12 protein-coding genes and 1 pseudogene are annotated in these 14,073 nt (G+C 65.8%); 1 reads left to right on the top strand and 12 read right to left on the bottom strand.

The window, feature by feature from the left end:
* The 12 genes and pseudogenes from EI28_RS11020 to fhcD form a co-directional block, all read right to left on the bottom strand.
* On the bottom strand, positions 1 to 1,825 hold a 1,825-nt coding region (locus EI28_RS11020; RefSeq protein WP_048114864.1), incomplete at its 3' end, for a PKD domain-containing protein.
* A 314-nt stretch (positions 1,826 to 2,139) separates the two neighbouring features.
* Positions 2,140 to 2,988 carry a deoxyribonuclease IV gene (locus EI28_RS11025; protein ID WP_048114847.1) on the bottom strand — a complete coding sequence of 283 codons (849 nt, stop codon included), beginning with the start codon at positions 2,986 to 2,988 and terminating at the stop codon, positions 2,140 to 2,142.
* 25 nt (positions 2,989 to 3,013) lie between these two features.
* Positions 3,014 to 3,982 carry an isocitrate/isopropylmalate dehydrogenase family protein gene (locus tag EI28_RS11030; RefSeq protein ID WP_048114849.1) on the bottom strand — a complete coding sequence of 323 codons (969 nt, stop codon included), beginning with the start codon at positions 3,980 to 3,982 and terminating at the stop codon, positions 3,014 to 3,016.
* The gene (locus EI28_RS11035; RefSeq protein ID WP_048114851.1) at positions 3,960 to 4,781 is read right to left on the bottom strand and encodes a hypothetical protein; all 822 of its coding nucleotides are present in this window, start codon (positions 4,779 to 4,781) and stop codon (positions 3,960 to 3,962) included. Before EI28_RS11035 ends, EI28_RS11030 begins: the two co-directional genes overlap by 23 nt.
* The gene (locus EI28_RS11040) at positions 4,778 to 5,248 is read right to left on the bottom strand and encodes a 3-isopropylmalate dehydratase (protein WP_048114866.1); all 471 of its coding nucleotides are present in this window, start codon (positions 5,246 to 5,248) and stop codon (positions 4,778 to 4,780) included. Before EI28_RS11040 ends, EI28_RS11035 begins: the two co-directional genes overlap by 4 nt.
* On the bottom strand, positions 5,248 to 6,459 hold the full coding sequence (locus EI28_RS11045) for an aconitase/3-isopropylmalate dehydratase large subunit family protein (RefSeq protein ID WP_048114853.1): 1,212 nt from the start codon (positions 6,457 to 6,459) through the stop codon (positions 5,248 to 5,250). The genes EI28_RS11040 and EI28_RS11045 overlap by 1 nt, the downstream gene beginning before the upstream one ends.
* A complete protein-coding gene (locus EI28_RS11050; protein ID WP_048114855.1) occupies positions 6,456 to 7,586 on the bottom strand; it encodes a homocitrate synthase family protein in 1,131 nt (376 codons plus the stop codon). Before EI28_RS11050 ends, EI28_RS11045 begins: the two co-directional genes overlap by 4 nt.
* Entirely contained in the window at positions 7,558 to 8,817 is a 1,260-nt protein-coding gene (locus EI28_RS11055; protein ID WP_048114857.1) for a thiamine pyrophosphate-dependent enzyme, read from the bottom strand. Before EI28_RS11055 ends, EI28_RS11050 begins: the two co-directional genes overlap by 29 nt.
* Positions 8,814 to 9,779, bottom strand: coding sequence for a radical SAM protein (locus EI28_RS11060; protein ID WP_231476766.1), 966 nt, complete (start codon positions 9,777 to 9,779; stop codon positions 8,814 to 8,816). The genes EI28_RS11055 and EI28_RS11060 overlap by 4 nt, the downstream gene beginning before the upstream one ends.
* Entirely contained in the window at positions 9,766 to 10,659 is an 894-nt protein-coding gene (gene mmp11 / locus EI28_RS11065; protein WP_048114860.1) for a methanogenesis marker protein 11, read from the bottom strand. Before mmp11 ends, EI28_RS11060 begins: the two co-directional genes overlap by 14 nt.
* A pseudogene (locus EI28_RS11070) lies at positions 10,643 to 11,598 on the bottom strand (tRNA(Ile)(2)-agmatinylcytidine synthase). The gene mmp11 and the pseudogene EI28_RS11070 overlap by 17 nt, the downstream one beginning before the upstream one ends.
* A gap of 778 nt (positions 11,599 to 12,376) precedes the next feature.
* Positions 12,377 to 13,294, bottom strand: a complete 918-nt coding sequence (gene fhcD, locus EI28_RS11075; RefSeq protein WP_048114862.1) for a formylmethanofuran--tetrahydromethanopterin N-formyltransferase — start codon at positions 13,292 to 13,294, stop codon at positions 12,377 to 12,379.
* A gap of 615 nt (positions 13,295 to 13,909) precedes the next feature.
* Here fhcD and EI28_RS11080 point away from each other — a divergent pair.
* Positions 13,910 to 14,073, top strand: a 164-nt coding sequence (locus tag EI28_RS11080; RefSeq protein ID WP_048114868.1) for an NADH-quinone oxidoreductase subunit I, incomplete at its 3' end; no start/stop codon positions are given.

Consider the following 14,073-nt stretch of genomic DNA (forward strand, 5'->3'; position numbering starts at 1 on the left):
CCCCTCCGCCACCGCCGCTCGCCGGCTTCTTTGTCGGGGTGGGGGTGGGTGTCTGCGTCGGCGTTGCGTTGGCCGTTGGAGTCGGGGTCGGGGTTGGGGCATGAACAGTGATGTAGCCGGACTCCACCGCCGTGACGCTCCCGGCGGCGTTCCCTGCGGTCAGGGTGACGTTATAGACGCCCGCGTTCACGTAGGTGTGCTCCGGGTTCTGCTCCGAAGAAGTCCCGCCGTCTCCGAAGACCCAGGCCCACGTTTCAGGCTCACCGGCGGAGGTATCCGTGAACCTGACGGTGAGCGGCGCGGTCCCGTTCCTGACGTCGGCCGAAAACGAGGTCTCGAGCGGCCCAAAGACGGTGATGTAGCCGTACTCCGTGTGCGTCGCGGTGACTCCTGCGTTGTTACAGGTCAGGGAGACGTTGTAAACACCGGGACGATCGTAACGGTGACGCGTGTCCCGGTGTGTCGATGTCTCGCCGTCACCGAAGTCCCAGAGCCAGGCCGTCGCGTAGTCCGGGGAATCGCCGTACAACAAGACCGTGAGGGGTGCTGGCCCCGACAACGGCACCGCGCGGAAACGGATGACCGGCGGTTCCGGGGGACCTACGTGAATGAGATCGGTCTTCGTGACGGTGTCGGACCCGAACGCGTTATGCACAGTGAGCGAGACGGTGTAGTCCCCCGGGACCTCGTAGAAGTGCCACGAATACTGCGAGGTCGAGGTGTTCCCGTCGCCGAAGTCCCATTCCCAGGCGTCCGGATCACCGGCCGATTGGTCGATGAACCGGACGTTGAGCGCCGCCCCTCCTTCGGTCGGGTCCGCCGAGAACTCCGCCACCGGGGCCCCTCCGCTGAAGTAGGTGAAGGCGTAGATATCCGATCCGCTGCCACGGCCGTTCTGCCAGACGACCCGATCACCGCTGACGGCGGGGTAGAGTTGTTCGATCGCGGAAGGAGCGACCGGCATCTGCTTATCCTTCCCTGCGGCGAGGTCGCAGATGTAAACGTTCCAGGTTCCGTCCCGCTTGTCCTCCCAGGCGATAAGGTCTCCGTCGATCGCAGGGGAGACCTGAGCGGCAGGATCGTCGGTGATCCTCTGCTCTCCGGCGGCAGGATTGTCGAGGTCGAAGAGGTAGATGTCGGGAGCCCCGTTCCGGTAGTCCTCCCAGACGATCCGGCTCCCCGATATCGACGGGTAGGTCTGGCGTGCACCATTGCTGGTGATCTGGTGTCGCTCTCCGCTCCAGATATCGTACGCCCAGATATCCCCGCCCCCGGTGCTCTCCTCCCAGACGACGTACCTCTCCGAGAGCGCGGGTTTCCAATCGGTCACCGGCGAGCAGGAGAGGAAGGTCTCGCTGCCGGTTCCGATCTCATAGAGGCAGATGTCCGTGCTCCCGCCCCGGGCATCGTACCAGACTACATGCTCTCCGTGAACGACGGGCATCCGCTGGTCGGCAGGGTCGTCGGTGAGCGCCGTCGTCACGCCACCCGATATCTCAAAGAAGTAGATATCCGGGCTCATGTTCCGGTTCTCCTCCCAGACGATGTAATCCCCCGAGACGGACGGGTACCTCTGCCCCGTCCCCTCGCCCGCAACCTTCCGCCCCGCGCTGCCGGGGCCGCTCGAATAGTAGATCGACTTTCCGTTCCTGCCGTCCTCCCAGACGACCATATTTCCGTCAATGTCGGGGTGCTCCTGCGATCCTCCATCGATACAGATCGAAACTATATCCCCCGGGGCCCTCTCCCCGGCCATGGCAGGCGATGCCAGCAGCCCGACGGCAATGACGGTACAGACAACAATCAGCACGTTAATTTCGGCCATTCTTCTATCACCACGATGAGAACGCCCCCTTCGTCCCATACGATGGTGTCTGCACGCACGCCGGGGAAACGGGGCTCCCCTGCCGGCGTGCAAACGGAGATCCTGTGGAATTCCGGAGAACCACCGAAGATCCACAGGATAAAGGGTTCGCGCGTTGCAGGATAGAATTATTAATATAAATATCTTCCCATAAATCAGAGCGAGCGGAGAGAGTATTCAAGACTATTATAAAAAATGAGAGATATTAATCGCAGCAGGAGCCGCCGCACCATAACCGGCAGCACGGCCTCGTCGGGGGCAATGCCCCGGGGCGCTTAAGCCCCCGCAAGTTCACGGACCTTCGCGATATTCCCGGTATCGCTCCGCCGCTCGTCGACCGGCGTCTCGCAGATGAGGGGGAGGCGGCGGACGGCCGGATGGCGGAGGATATGCCGGAACCCATCCTCCCCGATCCTCCCGAGCCCGATGTGCTCGTGCCGGTCAAGCCCGCTCCCGAGATCGCCTTTGCTGTCGTTGAGGTGAACGACCCGGAGACGGGATAGACCGATCCGGTCGTCGAGTTCTCCCATGACCGCATCGACCCCCTCCGCGGTCCGGAGGTCGTAGCCGGCGGCGAACGCGTGGCAGGTGTCGAAACATATCCCGACTCTTCCCGCCGCATCGATCCCGTCCACGATCCGCGAGAGGTCGTCGACGGTCGTCCCCACGCTGTTCTTCTCCCCGGCGGTGTTCTCGAGGAGGAGCATCACGTCACTCTCTCCGGCATCCGCAAACGCCCGGTTGATGGCGGCAACGACCCGCTCCTGCCCCGCTTCCATCCCGGCGCCGCGGTGGTGCCCGAGGTGGGTCACCAGGTAAGGTATCCCGAGGAGAACGCACCGCCGGAGTTCCCCGGTGAGCGCCGCGACCGATTTTTCGTAGATCTCGGCATCGGGCGAGGCCGGGTTCGGGAGGTAGGGCATGTGGTCGACGACGGGCCCGATGCCCGACGCACTCACCGCCGCCCTGAAGGCCCCGGCCAGGCCCGGGTCGAGGTCTTTCACCTTCCAGCCGCGGGGGTTTCGGGAAAAGATCTGAAACGTATCGCAGCCCGCGTCAAGGGCCCGCCCGACCGCACGGTCGATCGAGCCGGCGATGGAGACGTGGCATCCCACCAGCACCATACCGTAACTCTCGACCCCGAATCGCTTAGGCCTTCCCCCGCCCGGCCTCGCGGAGCACCGCCGCACCGAACTCCCGGGTCCCGGCGACCCCGCCGAGGTCGGGTGTCCGGATGCCCGCACGGAGCACCCGGTCGACGGCCTCCTCGATAGCCGCCGCGGACGCGGGATCGCCGAGGTGTTCGAGCAGCATCGCGGCGCTTTGAATGGCCGCAATGGGGTTTGCGACGTTCTTGCCCGCGATGTCGGGAGCGCTGCCGTGGACGGGCTCGAAGAGAGCGTGCCCCTCCCCGATATTGGCGCTCGGGAGCAGCCCGAGCCCCCCGACAAGGTAGGCGGCGGCGTCGGAGAGGATGTCGCCGAAGATGTTGGTCGTCACGATCACGTCGTAGCGGTCCGGGTGCATCAGGAGATCGAGGCAGAGCGCGTCGATGTAGCAGAAGGTGCAGGGCACTCCCGCCCGGGCGGCCTCCGCGGTGCAGGCCTCGACGAAGAGGCAGTCCGACTTCAGCACGTTCGCCTTGTTGCCGACGGTGAGGTGGCGGCGGGACTTCGCAAGGGTGCAGGCGTAGCGGGCGATCCGTTCGCTCCCCCGGCGGGAGACGACCCGGACGGTGCAGGCGCGATCAGGCTCCGTCCACTCGATGCCGGAGTAGAGACCTTCGGTGTTCTCCCGCACGATGACGACGTCGACCCCCTCGCCCCGGATCGGGCGGACGTTCGCGTAGAGGTCGAGAGCACGGCGAATCTGCACGAGAACGCTCCGGTAGCCGGGGTCGGGCGGCGTCGTGATTGCCCCGAAGAGGATTGCGTCCGCCGACCGGAGAGCGGCGATCGTCTCCTCGTCGCAGGCGCTCCCGGTCCGCTCCCACCGCCCGTAGCCCACCTCGACGTTGAAGTACTCGATATCCGGGCGCACGGCCGCGAGGATGTCGCGGGCGACCGGGACGACCTCGCGCCCGATGCCGTCGCCCTCAACGACCGCTACCTTCACCATTCTGCTTCCTCCACGCGGTTGCGACCTCTCTTGCCGCCTCCGCGATCTCCCACGACGACGCTCCCCAGTGAACCACCGCACCGAAGAGGCCGTTCCTGAGCCCGAGCCCGGCCCGCTCGCTCCTGCAGCATCGGGCGATGAACGGCTCGGCCGCAACCTTCTCAAGCGGGCAGATGTTCTCCACCGTAACTCCTCCGCCGTAGCACTCCCGCAGCAGTTCCCGTGCCGTCAGGCAGCCTGCCACGCGGTCGCCGGGCCGGAGCGGGTCCGCGTCGACGGTGCGGGGGAACCCGGCCGCCCGGCAGGGGTAGACGTCGGCTTTGATCTCGCGGATGTCCCGGACGTGGTGTTCGAAGACGATCTCAAGGTCGCCAAAGAGCCCGGTCCTCTCAAGGTCGCCGAGCGTTGCCGAGAGGTGTGGGCGGGGCGGAGTGATGTCGTAGACGTGGATGCGGAGGAAGGCCGAGAGGTCCGGGTCGAGCACGAACGTGGTCTGTTCGCCGTGGCCGCAGAACACGGTGCACCGGTACCCGGACCGCATTGCTTCCTGTACTAAGAATGTTCGATCCTGAACGTTCACGCGTTCCGGGTAGCGGTAGACATCGTCGCCGGAAGCGACCACCCGGGCCGAGAGGACGTCGCGCATCAGGCCGGTCCCGTTCGGGTCGGTCTCCACCTCGATGACCTCCGTGCCTTCGGCGGTCTCCCGGACAAGGTAGCGCGAGAGGAAGTAGGCCCGCTTCCCGCACGGGGTGCCGTTCGCGGACCCGACGAACTTGCAGTGGGGCGGGAAGATCATCGCCACGACCTCCAGTAGGGAACCAGCCCCCCGGCCCGGAGGATGGCGACCATCTTCTCCGAGAGCGGGCGGGCGGGATACCGTTTCCCGTCCACCTCCACCCACCCGCCATCGAGGTCGAAGGCGACGCGGGCGCCGTCGGTGCAGGCGACGGGGGCCTCGATCACCGGCAGGCCGACGTTGACGGCGTTACGGAAGAAGATGCGGGCGAACGACTCCGCGACGACCGCGACCACCCCGGCCTCCCGGAGGGCGACCACCGCCTGCTCACGGGACGACCCGCAGCCCATGTTCCTCCCGGCGACGATGACCGATCCCGAAAGGCGGGGGGCAAGCGCCGGGTCGAGGTCCTCGAAGACGTGCTCCGCCCAGACCGAGCGGTCTTTCGTCCGGAGGTAGCGGCCCGCAATGATGAGGTCGGTGTCGATGTCGTTCCCGAGACAGATTGCCGGTCCGGCACCCTGCATCATACCACCTCCGGCACGGTTATCTCCCCCGCAAGGGCGCTCGCTGCGGCGGTGGCGACCGACGAGAGGTAGATCTCGCCGCCCACGCCCATCCGGTTCTTGAAGTTCCGGTTGGCGGTGGAGAGGCAGACCTCCCCCTCCCCGATCACCCCGGCGTGCGCCCCGAGACACGGCCCGCACCCGGGCGACCCGACGACGCAGCCCGCATCCACGATATCGGCGAGGACGCCGGTGGCGATTGCCCGGACAAGCACCGAACGGGATGCGGGAAACACCAGGGTTCGCACGGCCACCTTCTTTCCCCGGACGATGCGGGCGAACCGGGCAAGGTCCTCGTAGCGGCCGTTCGTGCAGGTTCCGACAAAGACCTGGTCGAGGTGCGTGCCCGCGACCTCTTCGGCCTCGCGGACGGTATCCACCCGGTGCGGGACCGCGACGAGGGGCACGATATCACCGAGATCGATATCCACGATCCGCTCGTAGCGGCTGTCCTCCGGCGCCTGCGGCGAGGCCGTAACCCCGTAGTCCGCGAGGTAGCGGACGGTGACCGCGTCGGCGTAGAACATGCCCGTCTTCGCCCCGGTCTCGACCGCCATGTTCGCGAGTGTCAGCCGCCCGTCCATGGATATTCCTGCCGCCCCGTCGCCCACGAACTCCAGCGCCCGGTAGGTCGCACCTTCCATCCCGAGTTCCGCGACGTAGGCGAGAGCGAGGTCTTTAGGCTCCGCAGCGCCGGAGAACCTGCCGGAGAGGTTGACCGCGATTGTCTCCGGGACGCGGAACCACGTCTCCCCCGAAGCCCAGATCGCCGCCATATCGGTCGCCCCTACCCCGGTGGCGAACGCCCCGAAGGCGCCGAGGGTGCAGGTATGGGAATCGGCGCCGACGACGATCATCCCGGGCCGGACGACCCCTTCGCTCATCACCTGGTGGCAGATCCCCCCGCCGGCATCCGAGAGCGCGATCCCCGACACCCCGGCATACTCGCGGAGCTCGGCCTGGAGCGTCGCCGTCGTCCCGGTGTTCGCCGGGACGATGTGGTCGAAGATCAGGCGCAGCCGGTCTGGATGCGGGAGCCGCTCCACTCCCATCTCCCGGAGCGCTTCCCGGGCGAGGACGCCGGTTCCGTCGTGGGCAAAGGCTATATCGACCTCTCGATCCACGTATTCCCCCGCCGGTGCGCCGAGGATCGCTTCGGAGAGCGTGCTCACTGGACGATCCCCTCCTTTGCCGCTCGTAGAAGACTGCAGAGCACTTCGCGGGTGACGCTGCACTTTCCCTCGCTCTTCTGTTTGACCTGCTCGAGCACCCACCGCGCCTCCCCGTCGGAGAGGTCGAACCCGTAGGCTTTCGCGACGTGCTCGAGCGCCCGCCGCCCCGTATGCTTCCCGAGGACGAACCGTCGTTCGCCGCCCACCAGTTCCGGCGGGACGTACTCGTAGGTCGTCGGATCGCAGAGGATCGCGGCGATATGGATCCCGCTCTCGTGGGCAAAGGCGTTCTCACCGACGATCGGCCGGATGCGTTCCGGGGTAACGCCCGAAGCCCGGGCGACCAGGCGCGAGATCTCCTGCAGGCGGGTAAGATCGTAGCGGTCGACGCCGCCCTTCAGCCGCAGGACGGCGAGCACCTGTTCGAGTGCCGCGTTGCCCGCACGCTCCCCGATCCCGTTGACGGTGGTGTGGAGCTGGAACGCCCCGGCGGCCGCGGCCGTGACGGTGTTTGCCGTCGCAAGCCCGAGGTCGTTATGGCAGTGGATGCAGAGCGGAAGGGGTGCCGCGCCGAGGAGACGGGTGACGACCGCGTGAATCTCAAGCGGCGTGAGGCAGCCGACGGTATCGGCGAAACTGACGAGGTCGGCACCGCGCTCGACGCCACGGGTATACATCTCGATAAGAAACGCGGGGTCGGTTCGCGAAGCGTCTTCGGCGGCGAACCGCACCTGCACGCCGTGATCGGCGGCGAACTCCACCATGTCAAGAGCGTCCTCGAGCACCTCTTCGCGGGATTTTCGGTACTTGTGCCGGATGTGAAGATCGGAGGTCGCGAAGAATATGCTGACCATATCCACGTCGCAGTCGAGCGCCGCCTCGATATCGGGCTTGAGCGCCCGCGCGAGACAGCAGACCCGGGCAGATAGACCAGCCCGGGCAATGGCCGCGACGCACTCCTTCTCCGCCGCGGAGACCACGGGAAACCCGGCCTCGATCACCTCCACGCCGATCTCGTCGAGCAATGCCGCGATCGTCATCTTCTCATCGCGGGTAAACGAGACGCCGGGAGTCTGCTCCCCGTCTCGCAGCGTTACATCACAGATCTCGATATTCCACGGTTTCATGGGTCTCACCTTCAGGGCAGGAGCCTTCGATCACCACCGTCCGGGGGCCGTCCTGCGGGAGGACGAGAACCCGGCGAAGCGCCCCGATATCGTCTGCGGCGCAGACGACCGGGTTCGCCCAGGCGATGTAGCGAAGGATGTCGGGAACGGGGTGACCGCCGGTCATCCCCATCCGGTTGTTCGCAAAGACGATACAGAGGAGCGGGAGTTTGCGTTCGTAGACGTCGATGAGAGCGTTCAGGCCCGAATGCAGGAGCGCGTAGTCGCCGGTGAGCGCGACGCCCGGCCCGGTCGCGGCCACGGCGACCGACGAGCCGAGGCCGTAGGTGGCGATGCCGATGCGGTAGGGCGGGTTCATCGCGAGGATCGCGCACCCGGCGTCGCAGGCCGCCCGCAGCCCACGTTCGCGGAGGATGGCAAGGGTCGGGTGGAACGGGCAGTTCCGGCAGAACGTCCGGTAGTAGCCGCGGCCGGATAACCGTTCCGGCTCCCCGGCGGCTTCAGGCGGGGCGAGCAGCCGGTGCTCCCGGAGGAACGGGCGGTCGGTCTCGTGGAGCGAGGCGAGCACGTCCGGGGCGGCCGGCGGCGGGTAGACGGTGACGGCACGGTGTTTGCCGCCCGAGAACCGGTTGAGGGGAGAGGAACGCGACCAGGCAAACATCGCCGCGGTCCGCTGGTCCGTGGCCTGCGCCCGGCCGGCCATCGTGAGTCCGGGGTCGGCGAGGCACCCCTCCCGGCGCCGCCGGGGAGAGGCGAGAGGTTCGGGCACGTCCGCGTCCAGGAGGGCGGGCGTGACCCTGACGATGGCAACCCTTGAGAAGGTCTCCGACGCCTCGAACGCCGCTTCAACGGCAAGGCCGAGCGTCTCGCCGTCGGGCTCCAGCACCGGAACCCGGGCCACCTCGCCGTAGTAGCGGGAGTCCTGCACGACGTCTGAAGCCGCCGCGCCGACGTCGTCGGCGGCGACGATCACGACGCCCGACCGGAGCCCCTGGGCGGTGGCGTGAACGAGCGGGTCGGCGCAGGCGTTGAGGCCGACGTGCTTGACGAAGACGGCGGCCCTCCTCCCGGAGAGCGAGTCGCCGAGGGCGTATTCGAGCGCCGTCTTCTCGTTGACGGTGTTTAAAGCCCCCGCCAGGGCGGCAACCTCCGATACCGGGTAGCCGGGGACGGCGTAGCACCGGTCCGCCGACTGCCGGATCGCCCGGGCGAGCGCTTCGGTGCCCTTCATGCGTCCCTCCCCGGCGTGAGATCGCACCCGGTACACGCCGAACACATCGTCAGCGCCCGGCGGGGGTCGAGCCCCGCCCGGCGAAGGATCCTCCCGTGAACCTCAAAGAGCGAGAGCAGCCGTTCGGCGGAGGGGCGGGGCATTCCCGCAAGAGACGCCGCCGGGGTGAGGGGGCGCAGAACCGGGATGACCCCGATGGCAGCGAGGTCTTCCATCACCCGCTCCAGGTCTTCATCGGTCTCCCCGAGGCCGACGATGACGTTCGAATAGACTCTTCCCCTCCCGAAGAGCGCGACGGAGGACGAGAGCGACTCCCAGACCGCGTTCCACGAGAGCCCGGGGCACATCTCCGAGAAGAGTTCGGGGGTCGCCGCCTCGATGTTGAACTTCACCTCGGCGACGCCGAGCGCGTGAAGCCGGGCCGGGGTCCCGGGGCAGGGGTAGATCGAGACGCCGATGGGAAGACCGAACGGGCGGAGCGCCGCAACGACCTCAAGGACGTAGGCCTCCTCCTCCTCGATCGAGGAGGCGACGCCGCTCGTGAGCGCAATGGCGTCGATCCGGTCGGCGACGCTCTCGACCATGCGGACGATCTCGTCGACCTCCTTCCGCCGGCCGGGGAGCGTCGGCACCGGGCAGTAGCGGCAACGGAAGATGCACGTCCCGCTGACCGTGATGTAGGCCTGGCGGGGACAGTGGAGGGCGGCGAGTTCGAGCCGGCCGGCGACGGCTTCGCCGTCGATGAGGAGGTCGGCCGCGCCGCCTCCCCGGTGGACGACCTCGATGGGGCTTTTCTCATCGATGCCGGCCCGGACACGCCGGCCGCCGCCGGGCGAGAAGAAGAGCGAACCGGGCGTGCCGGCAGTGGGGCCCGCGGCGGAGCGTGAGACGTATTCGTCCGCAGGTTCGCCGGAGAGGCGGACGGAACCTGTCCCGAGCACCCGGCTTTCAGCCGCTTCCATTCCATAGCGCCAGCGCCTCCTCGTAGCGCGTGAAAAACGGGATCGCCGCAACCGCCCCGATCACGCCCCGGCCGTTCATGACGACGGAGAGATGTTCGGAGTCAAGGGCGGCAAGGTCGTCTGCGGAGACCTCGCCCCGCTTCACGCGGCAGCCGAACTCTTCGAGCGGCGAGGGGTCGAACCCCCGCCAGACCGCCATCCCGGTCTCGTCCGAGAGGGTGTACTCTTCGAGGAGATCGCGGTAGTTCCTGATCAGCCCCTCGGGATCGGAAGTGGCGAACTCGCAGGCGATGGCGACGCAGTTCTTGGTCCGGTAGGGAACGGGATAGAGCTGAACGATGGTGTGGGAGAGGTAGCGCGAACGGTCGTCCTCGACGGCGCGTGCGATGTTGTGCGCGAGCGTCCAGGTGGCGCCCTCTTCGGGGGTATCGGTGTCGTCGATCCCGACGATCACCCGCTCAAGCCGGGGAAGCCAGACGGTTGAACCCGCGAGTCGCCCGCCGCCGGCCGGGTCGCTCACGCAACGGATGACGCCCGCGGCTTCGGCACGGCAGACCGACGCTCCCACGCCTCCGCCGCCGAGACCCCGGTAGGTGACGGCAATCTCGCCCTCTTCGACGACGACGGCGGCGATCCCCGCCGGAAAGACCGAGCCCTCGAGCGCGAGGTCGGCGCTCCCGGTCGAGAGGAGGTAGCGGTTGGTCGACCCCACGGTGCGGACGGAGCGGACGAGCGGGCTCTGCGCGTAGTGCCGCTTCACCCACATCGCGCCGCCGGTGCAGTCGAAGAACTCGACGAGCTCCACAAGCCCGCCGCTCTCGTCGGCCACCGCCACGATCTGAGGATACCGTATCGTATACGGGCTAGAGAGTTTCTCCATACAGTCCAGCCGCCTCCACACCCTTGTTCCCCCAGAGAACGGCACCCAGTGCTCCGATTCGACCCTTCCGCCCGGTCGAGTCGATGAACCGGACACCCATCCGTGCCGCCTCCGCCTCCGCGTCGTCGACCGTCAGGAGCTCGGTCTTGACCCGCTTGAGATACGGGGACTCTTCTGCAAACGCAATCCCGCGGTAGACGGCGATGCCGGTATCGTTGCTGACCGCTTCCGCTTCAATGAAGTCGCGGACGTATTCGAGGAGTTCGTCCACCTTTCCCGGACGGACGGCGAAGTTCAGGGCCGAGCCGACGCAGTTGGTGGTCTTCTTCGGGACCGCGGGGTTCAGCTGCACGAGGCGCATGTCCAGGTACTCGACCCCCGGGATCGTGCAGGCCTCGGCGCACTTGAGCGCGAGCACCCACGTGGCGCCCTCCTCGCGGGTGTCGGTGTCGTCGATCCCGATCGTCACCTTCTCATACAGCGGCGATACGATCCGCACCCGGCAGACCCGGGCGCCGCCGATCTTGAGATCGTCTTCCGTAGGATACTCCGCCCGGATCACGCCCGGCGCCTGCGGCAGGCAGGCGGCGACGCCGACGCCGCCCCCGCGATGCCCGCCCAGGTCGTCACCACTTCGTCCCCGACGACCTCGACCCCCTCGAGCGCCTGGCCGCCGATCTCCTGGCCGGCAGCCCCGAAGTTCGCCGGCGATACGCCCAGTCGGGCGATCATCGTCATCGTCGTGCCCTCGACGTGGCAGGACTGGACCGCGCCCTTCGCCCGCACCCGGTTCGCCGCGTCCCACTCGATGGTCCCCCGGGCCCGGCAGTGCTCGCGGATCTCCGCGAGACCGGCGTTCTGGTCGACCATGGCAAGGAACTTCATCGAGAACAACCGCCCGAACCGGGCCCTGACTTCATCGGGTGTGAGCGTAATCATGATGTCACCGAAATAATCGTTAACAAGAATGTCGTTGATAACGATATTTAAGGGGATCGATCGTGAAGGAGCGGGTGAGCCGGAGCGGGCTTTGGCGGGGGATGAGAGAGGAAAGGGGGGTTAATCCACGCGGTTGAGGGGAGCCGGGGTGAGGGGTGGTTGAGTGTGAGGGCGGTTCTTTCATAGTGGAGATCGACTGGGTGGTGGAAGTGCCGGGAGGGGAACCCGGGGAGCAAACAGATTCGAATTCCAGACGATTGGTCTATCGTGTCTTCGGCCAACTGTCACTACACTCTCGGCACTCAAACTCCTGTCCTGAAGCCGGTCGTACGCATATCATTTCCTGGGACATCGCTACCCCGATGCACGGATTTTGTGGAGATATCGCCACGCACTGCCCGCCCCCCTGGGGGGGGGCGGGAGGAGCGCGAAGCGCGGGCGGTGGGGGTTTGTAGGTCAACATACAGGTGGAGACAGGGGAGGGGGCATGCCCCCTCAAAGGCCTTCGGCCTTCTCGTGCTCCGTTCCTGTCGGAACATCGCACTCCCCGTCAGCCCCTCCCCCAAGGGCGATATCCGATGGAAAACCGTAGATTGGGTTTGCAAAACAACATGCGAAGGGATGGACTTTGGCTCAGGGATGCTTATGCAACTGAAGTTTGGTTAAAATAATTCAAGACAGTTGAATGCTCCCCCCGCTCGATCCCCGATCCTCGCAACGCCGAAAATGGATCAAAACACTCAGCAGCCCCGGAGACCGCACCACAAAAAAAAGAGATTTAGAGATACTCAGCCAGGACGTCCTTCAGCTCGAACTTGAACGGCCCGAGGCTGCCGCCGAAGTTCCCGGCGGTGATGAACTTCACGCCCGGCACCTTGGTCGCCGCCCGGATGCCCTCGGCCATCGCGGTCTTGATCGAGTCCTCGTCGACGCCGTCGATGACGAGCTCGTAGATGGCCTTGACGCCCTCGGGAACCTTGCTGTTCTCGACTTTATCGCGGAGGGTCGGGCAGTAGGCCTCGTTCGTGCTTGCGCCCATGAACTTGTACTTGTTGCTGCCGACCTTCGAGCCGCTCGCGACGATGCCGCCGGGGAAGGGCGTGATGACACCGCAGACGCCGCTGATTGCGTCGACCGCCGCCTGGGCGGCCGTCAGGGCGGCCATCTGGTTCTCGCCCATGATGAAGAAGTTGCCGCCGGCAACACCCTTGACGGCGCCGAACTCCTCCTCGCCGATATACTCGCCCTCCATGATCGGGATCGCCCAGACCTTCCTGCCGCCGACCTCGCGCTTCTCCTCGTAGCCGTCGCCGAAGAAGTGCAGCTTGACCGCGATCTTCTCCGGGACCTCGGCAACGACGTCCGAAAGACCGTCGAAGACCGCCGTCGTCGGGGCGGTGAGGACGCACTCGGCGAGACGCTCCACGACCTGCTCCTTGAGCTTCTTCTTGCTCGCACAGATCATGATCGCGTAGCCGGGGCGGCCGTCCGGGGTCTCGTCGGGGGAGACGAAGCAGTCGATACCCGCCTCCGCCGGACACCCGATGGTCGAGGTGGCAAACCCTACGGCCTCCACTGCCGCCTTGTACGCCCACTCCTCGGTGACGGCGGTGATAATGGGCCGCGCCACCCAGGTCGGGAACGCCTCTGCATAGGTATCATCTATAGTAACGCCTTTAGCCTCTTTCAGTTCCATGGATAGAATACACCTCGTTTGCTACAATGTTATGATAAGGACAGAATAAGGTTTCTTTTTTACCCGGGCGTGCGCACCCGACCGGCGCCGGGCTTCATGCGAAGGGACGTTTCGCGGCACCCGCGGCCCCGTCCACCCGCCGGGAGGACAATCCCGGATGCGGCACGGGGACTGCGGGCACCGAACCGGAGCCGGTTTTCAGAGACGAGCGTGGGGCTCCTCACGAAGAGTGAAGAATCGGCGGATACTGAAACGGTTGCCGCTCACACCGCGCAACGTGCATCGGGTCGGCCCGGCCAGGTGGATGGACGCCCCCGCCGGTCCGGGGAACGATCCCGCATACCCTCAACGTTGCCGGGACGGATTGACCACCGATTTTCATCAAAAACCCCGATTTAAGATTTAAGGTTTTTTATTTTCCCCCGCGCCCCGATGTCCGCATAGCAATGAGATTTTGGGCATTGGGTTAACATAGCAACCGTTTTAATTTATAAAATTTGACGGATAATCATAGTTCTGAAATATAAGGCTGTCGGATTTCAGAAAGTTTATGTATATTCTTTGACAATTCTTTTTATATCGATTTTTAATCGATCAGATCTGGTGCGTGATACCATGGCATTTGCATTGCACATCAATATGGAACGATGTACAGGCTGCAACAACTGCGTGGTGGCATGTCCGGTCGACGCTCTCGAGCTCTACACCGAAGATCCAGCAACCAAGGAGAAGATCTACAAGGTCAGAGACGGCAAGGCCGTCATCCTTGATTTCAACTC

This window comes from Methanoculleus sp. MH98A, from assembly GCF_000691865.1.
Taxonomy (GTDB): domain Archaea; phylum Halobacteriota; class Methanomicrobia; order Methanomicrobiales; family Methanoculleaceae; genus Methanoculleus.

Bases quoted from the DNA above. Each gene is read 5' to 3' on its own strand.
- EI28_RS11060 (WP_231476766.1), bottom strand. From the start codon at position 9,779: ATGGAAGCGGCTGAAAGCCGGGTGCTCGGGACAGGTTCCGTCCGCCTC.
- EI28_RS11025 (WP_048114847.1), bottom strand. From the start codon at position 2,988: ATGGTGCTGGTGGGATGCCACGTCTCCATCGCCGGCTCGATCGACCGT.
- EI28_RS11035 (WP_048114851.1), bottom strand. From the start codon at position 4,781: ATGATCTTCCCGCCCCACTGCAAGTTCGTCGGGTCCGCGAACGGCACC.
- EI28_RS11030 (WP_048114849.1), bottom strand. From the start codon at position 3,982: ATGGTGAAGGTAGCGGTCGTTGAGGGCGACGGCATCGGGCGCGAGGTC.
- EI28_RS11055 (WP_048114857.1), bottom strand. From the start codon at position 8,817: ATGAAGGGCACCGAAGCGCTCGCCCGGGCGATCCGGCAGTCGGCGGAC.
- fhcD (WP_048114862.1), bottom strand. From the start codon at position 13,294: ATGGAACTGAAAGAGGCTAAAGGCGTTACTATAGATGATACCTATGCA.
- EI28_RS11050 (WP_048114855.1), bottom strand. From the start codon at position 7,586: ATGAAACCGTGGAATATCGAGATCTGTGATGTAACGCTGCGAGACGGG.
- EI28_RS11040 (WP_048114866.1), bottom strand. From the start codon at position 5,248: ATGCAGGGTGCCGGACCGGCAATCTGTCTCGGGAACGACATCGACACC.
- mmp11 (WP_048114860.1), bottom strand. From the start codon at position 10,659: ATGGAGAAACTCTCTAGCCCGTATACGATACGGTATCCTCAGATCGTG.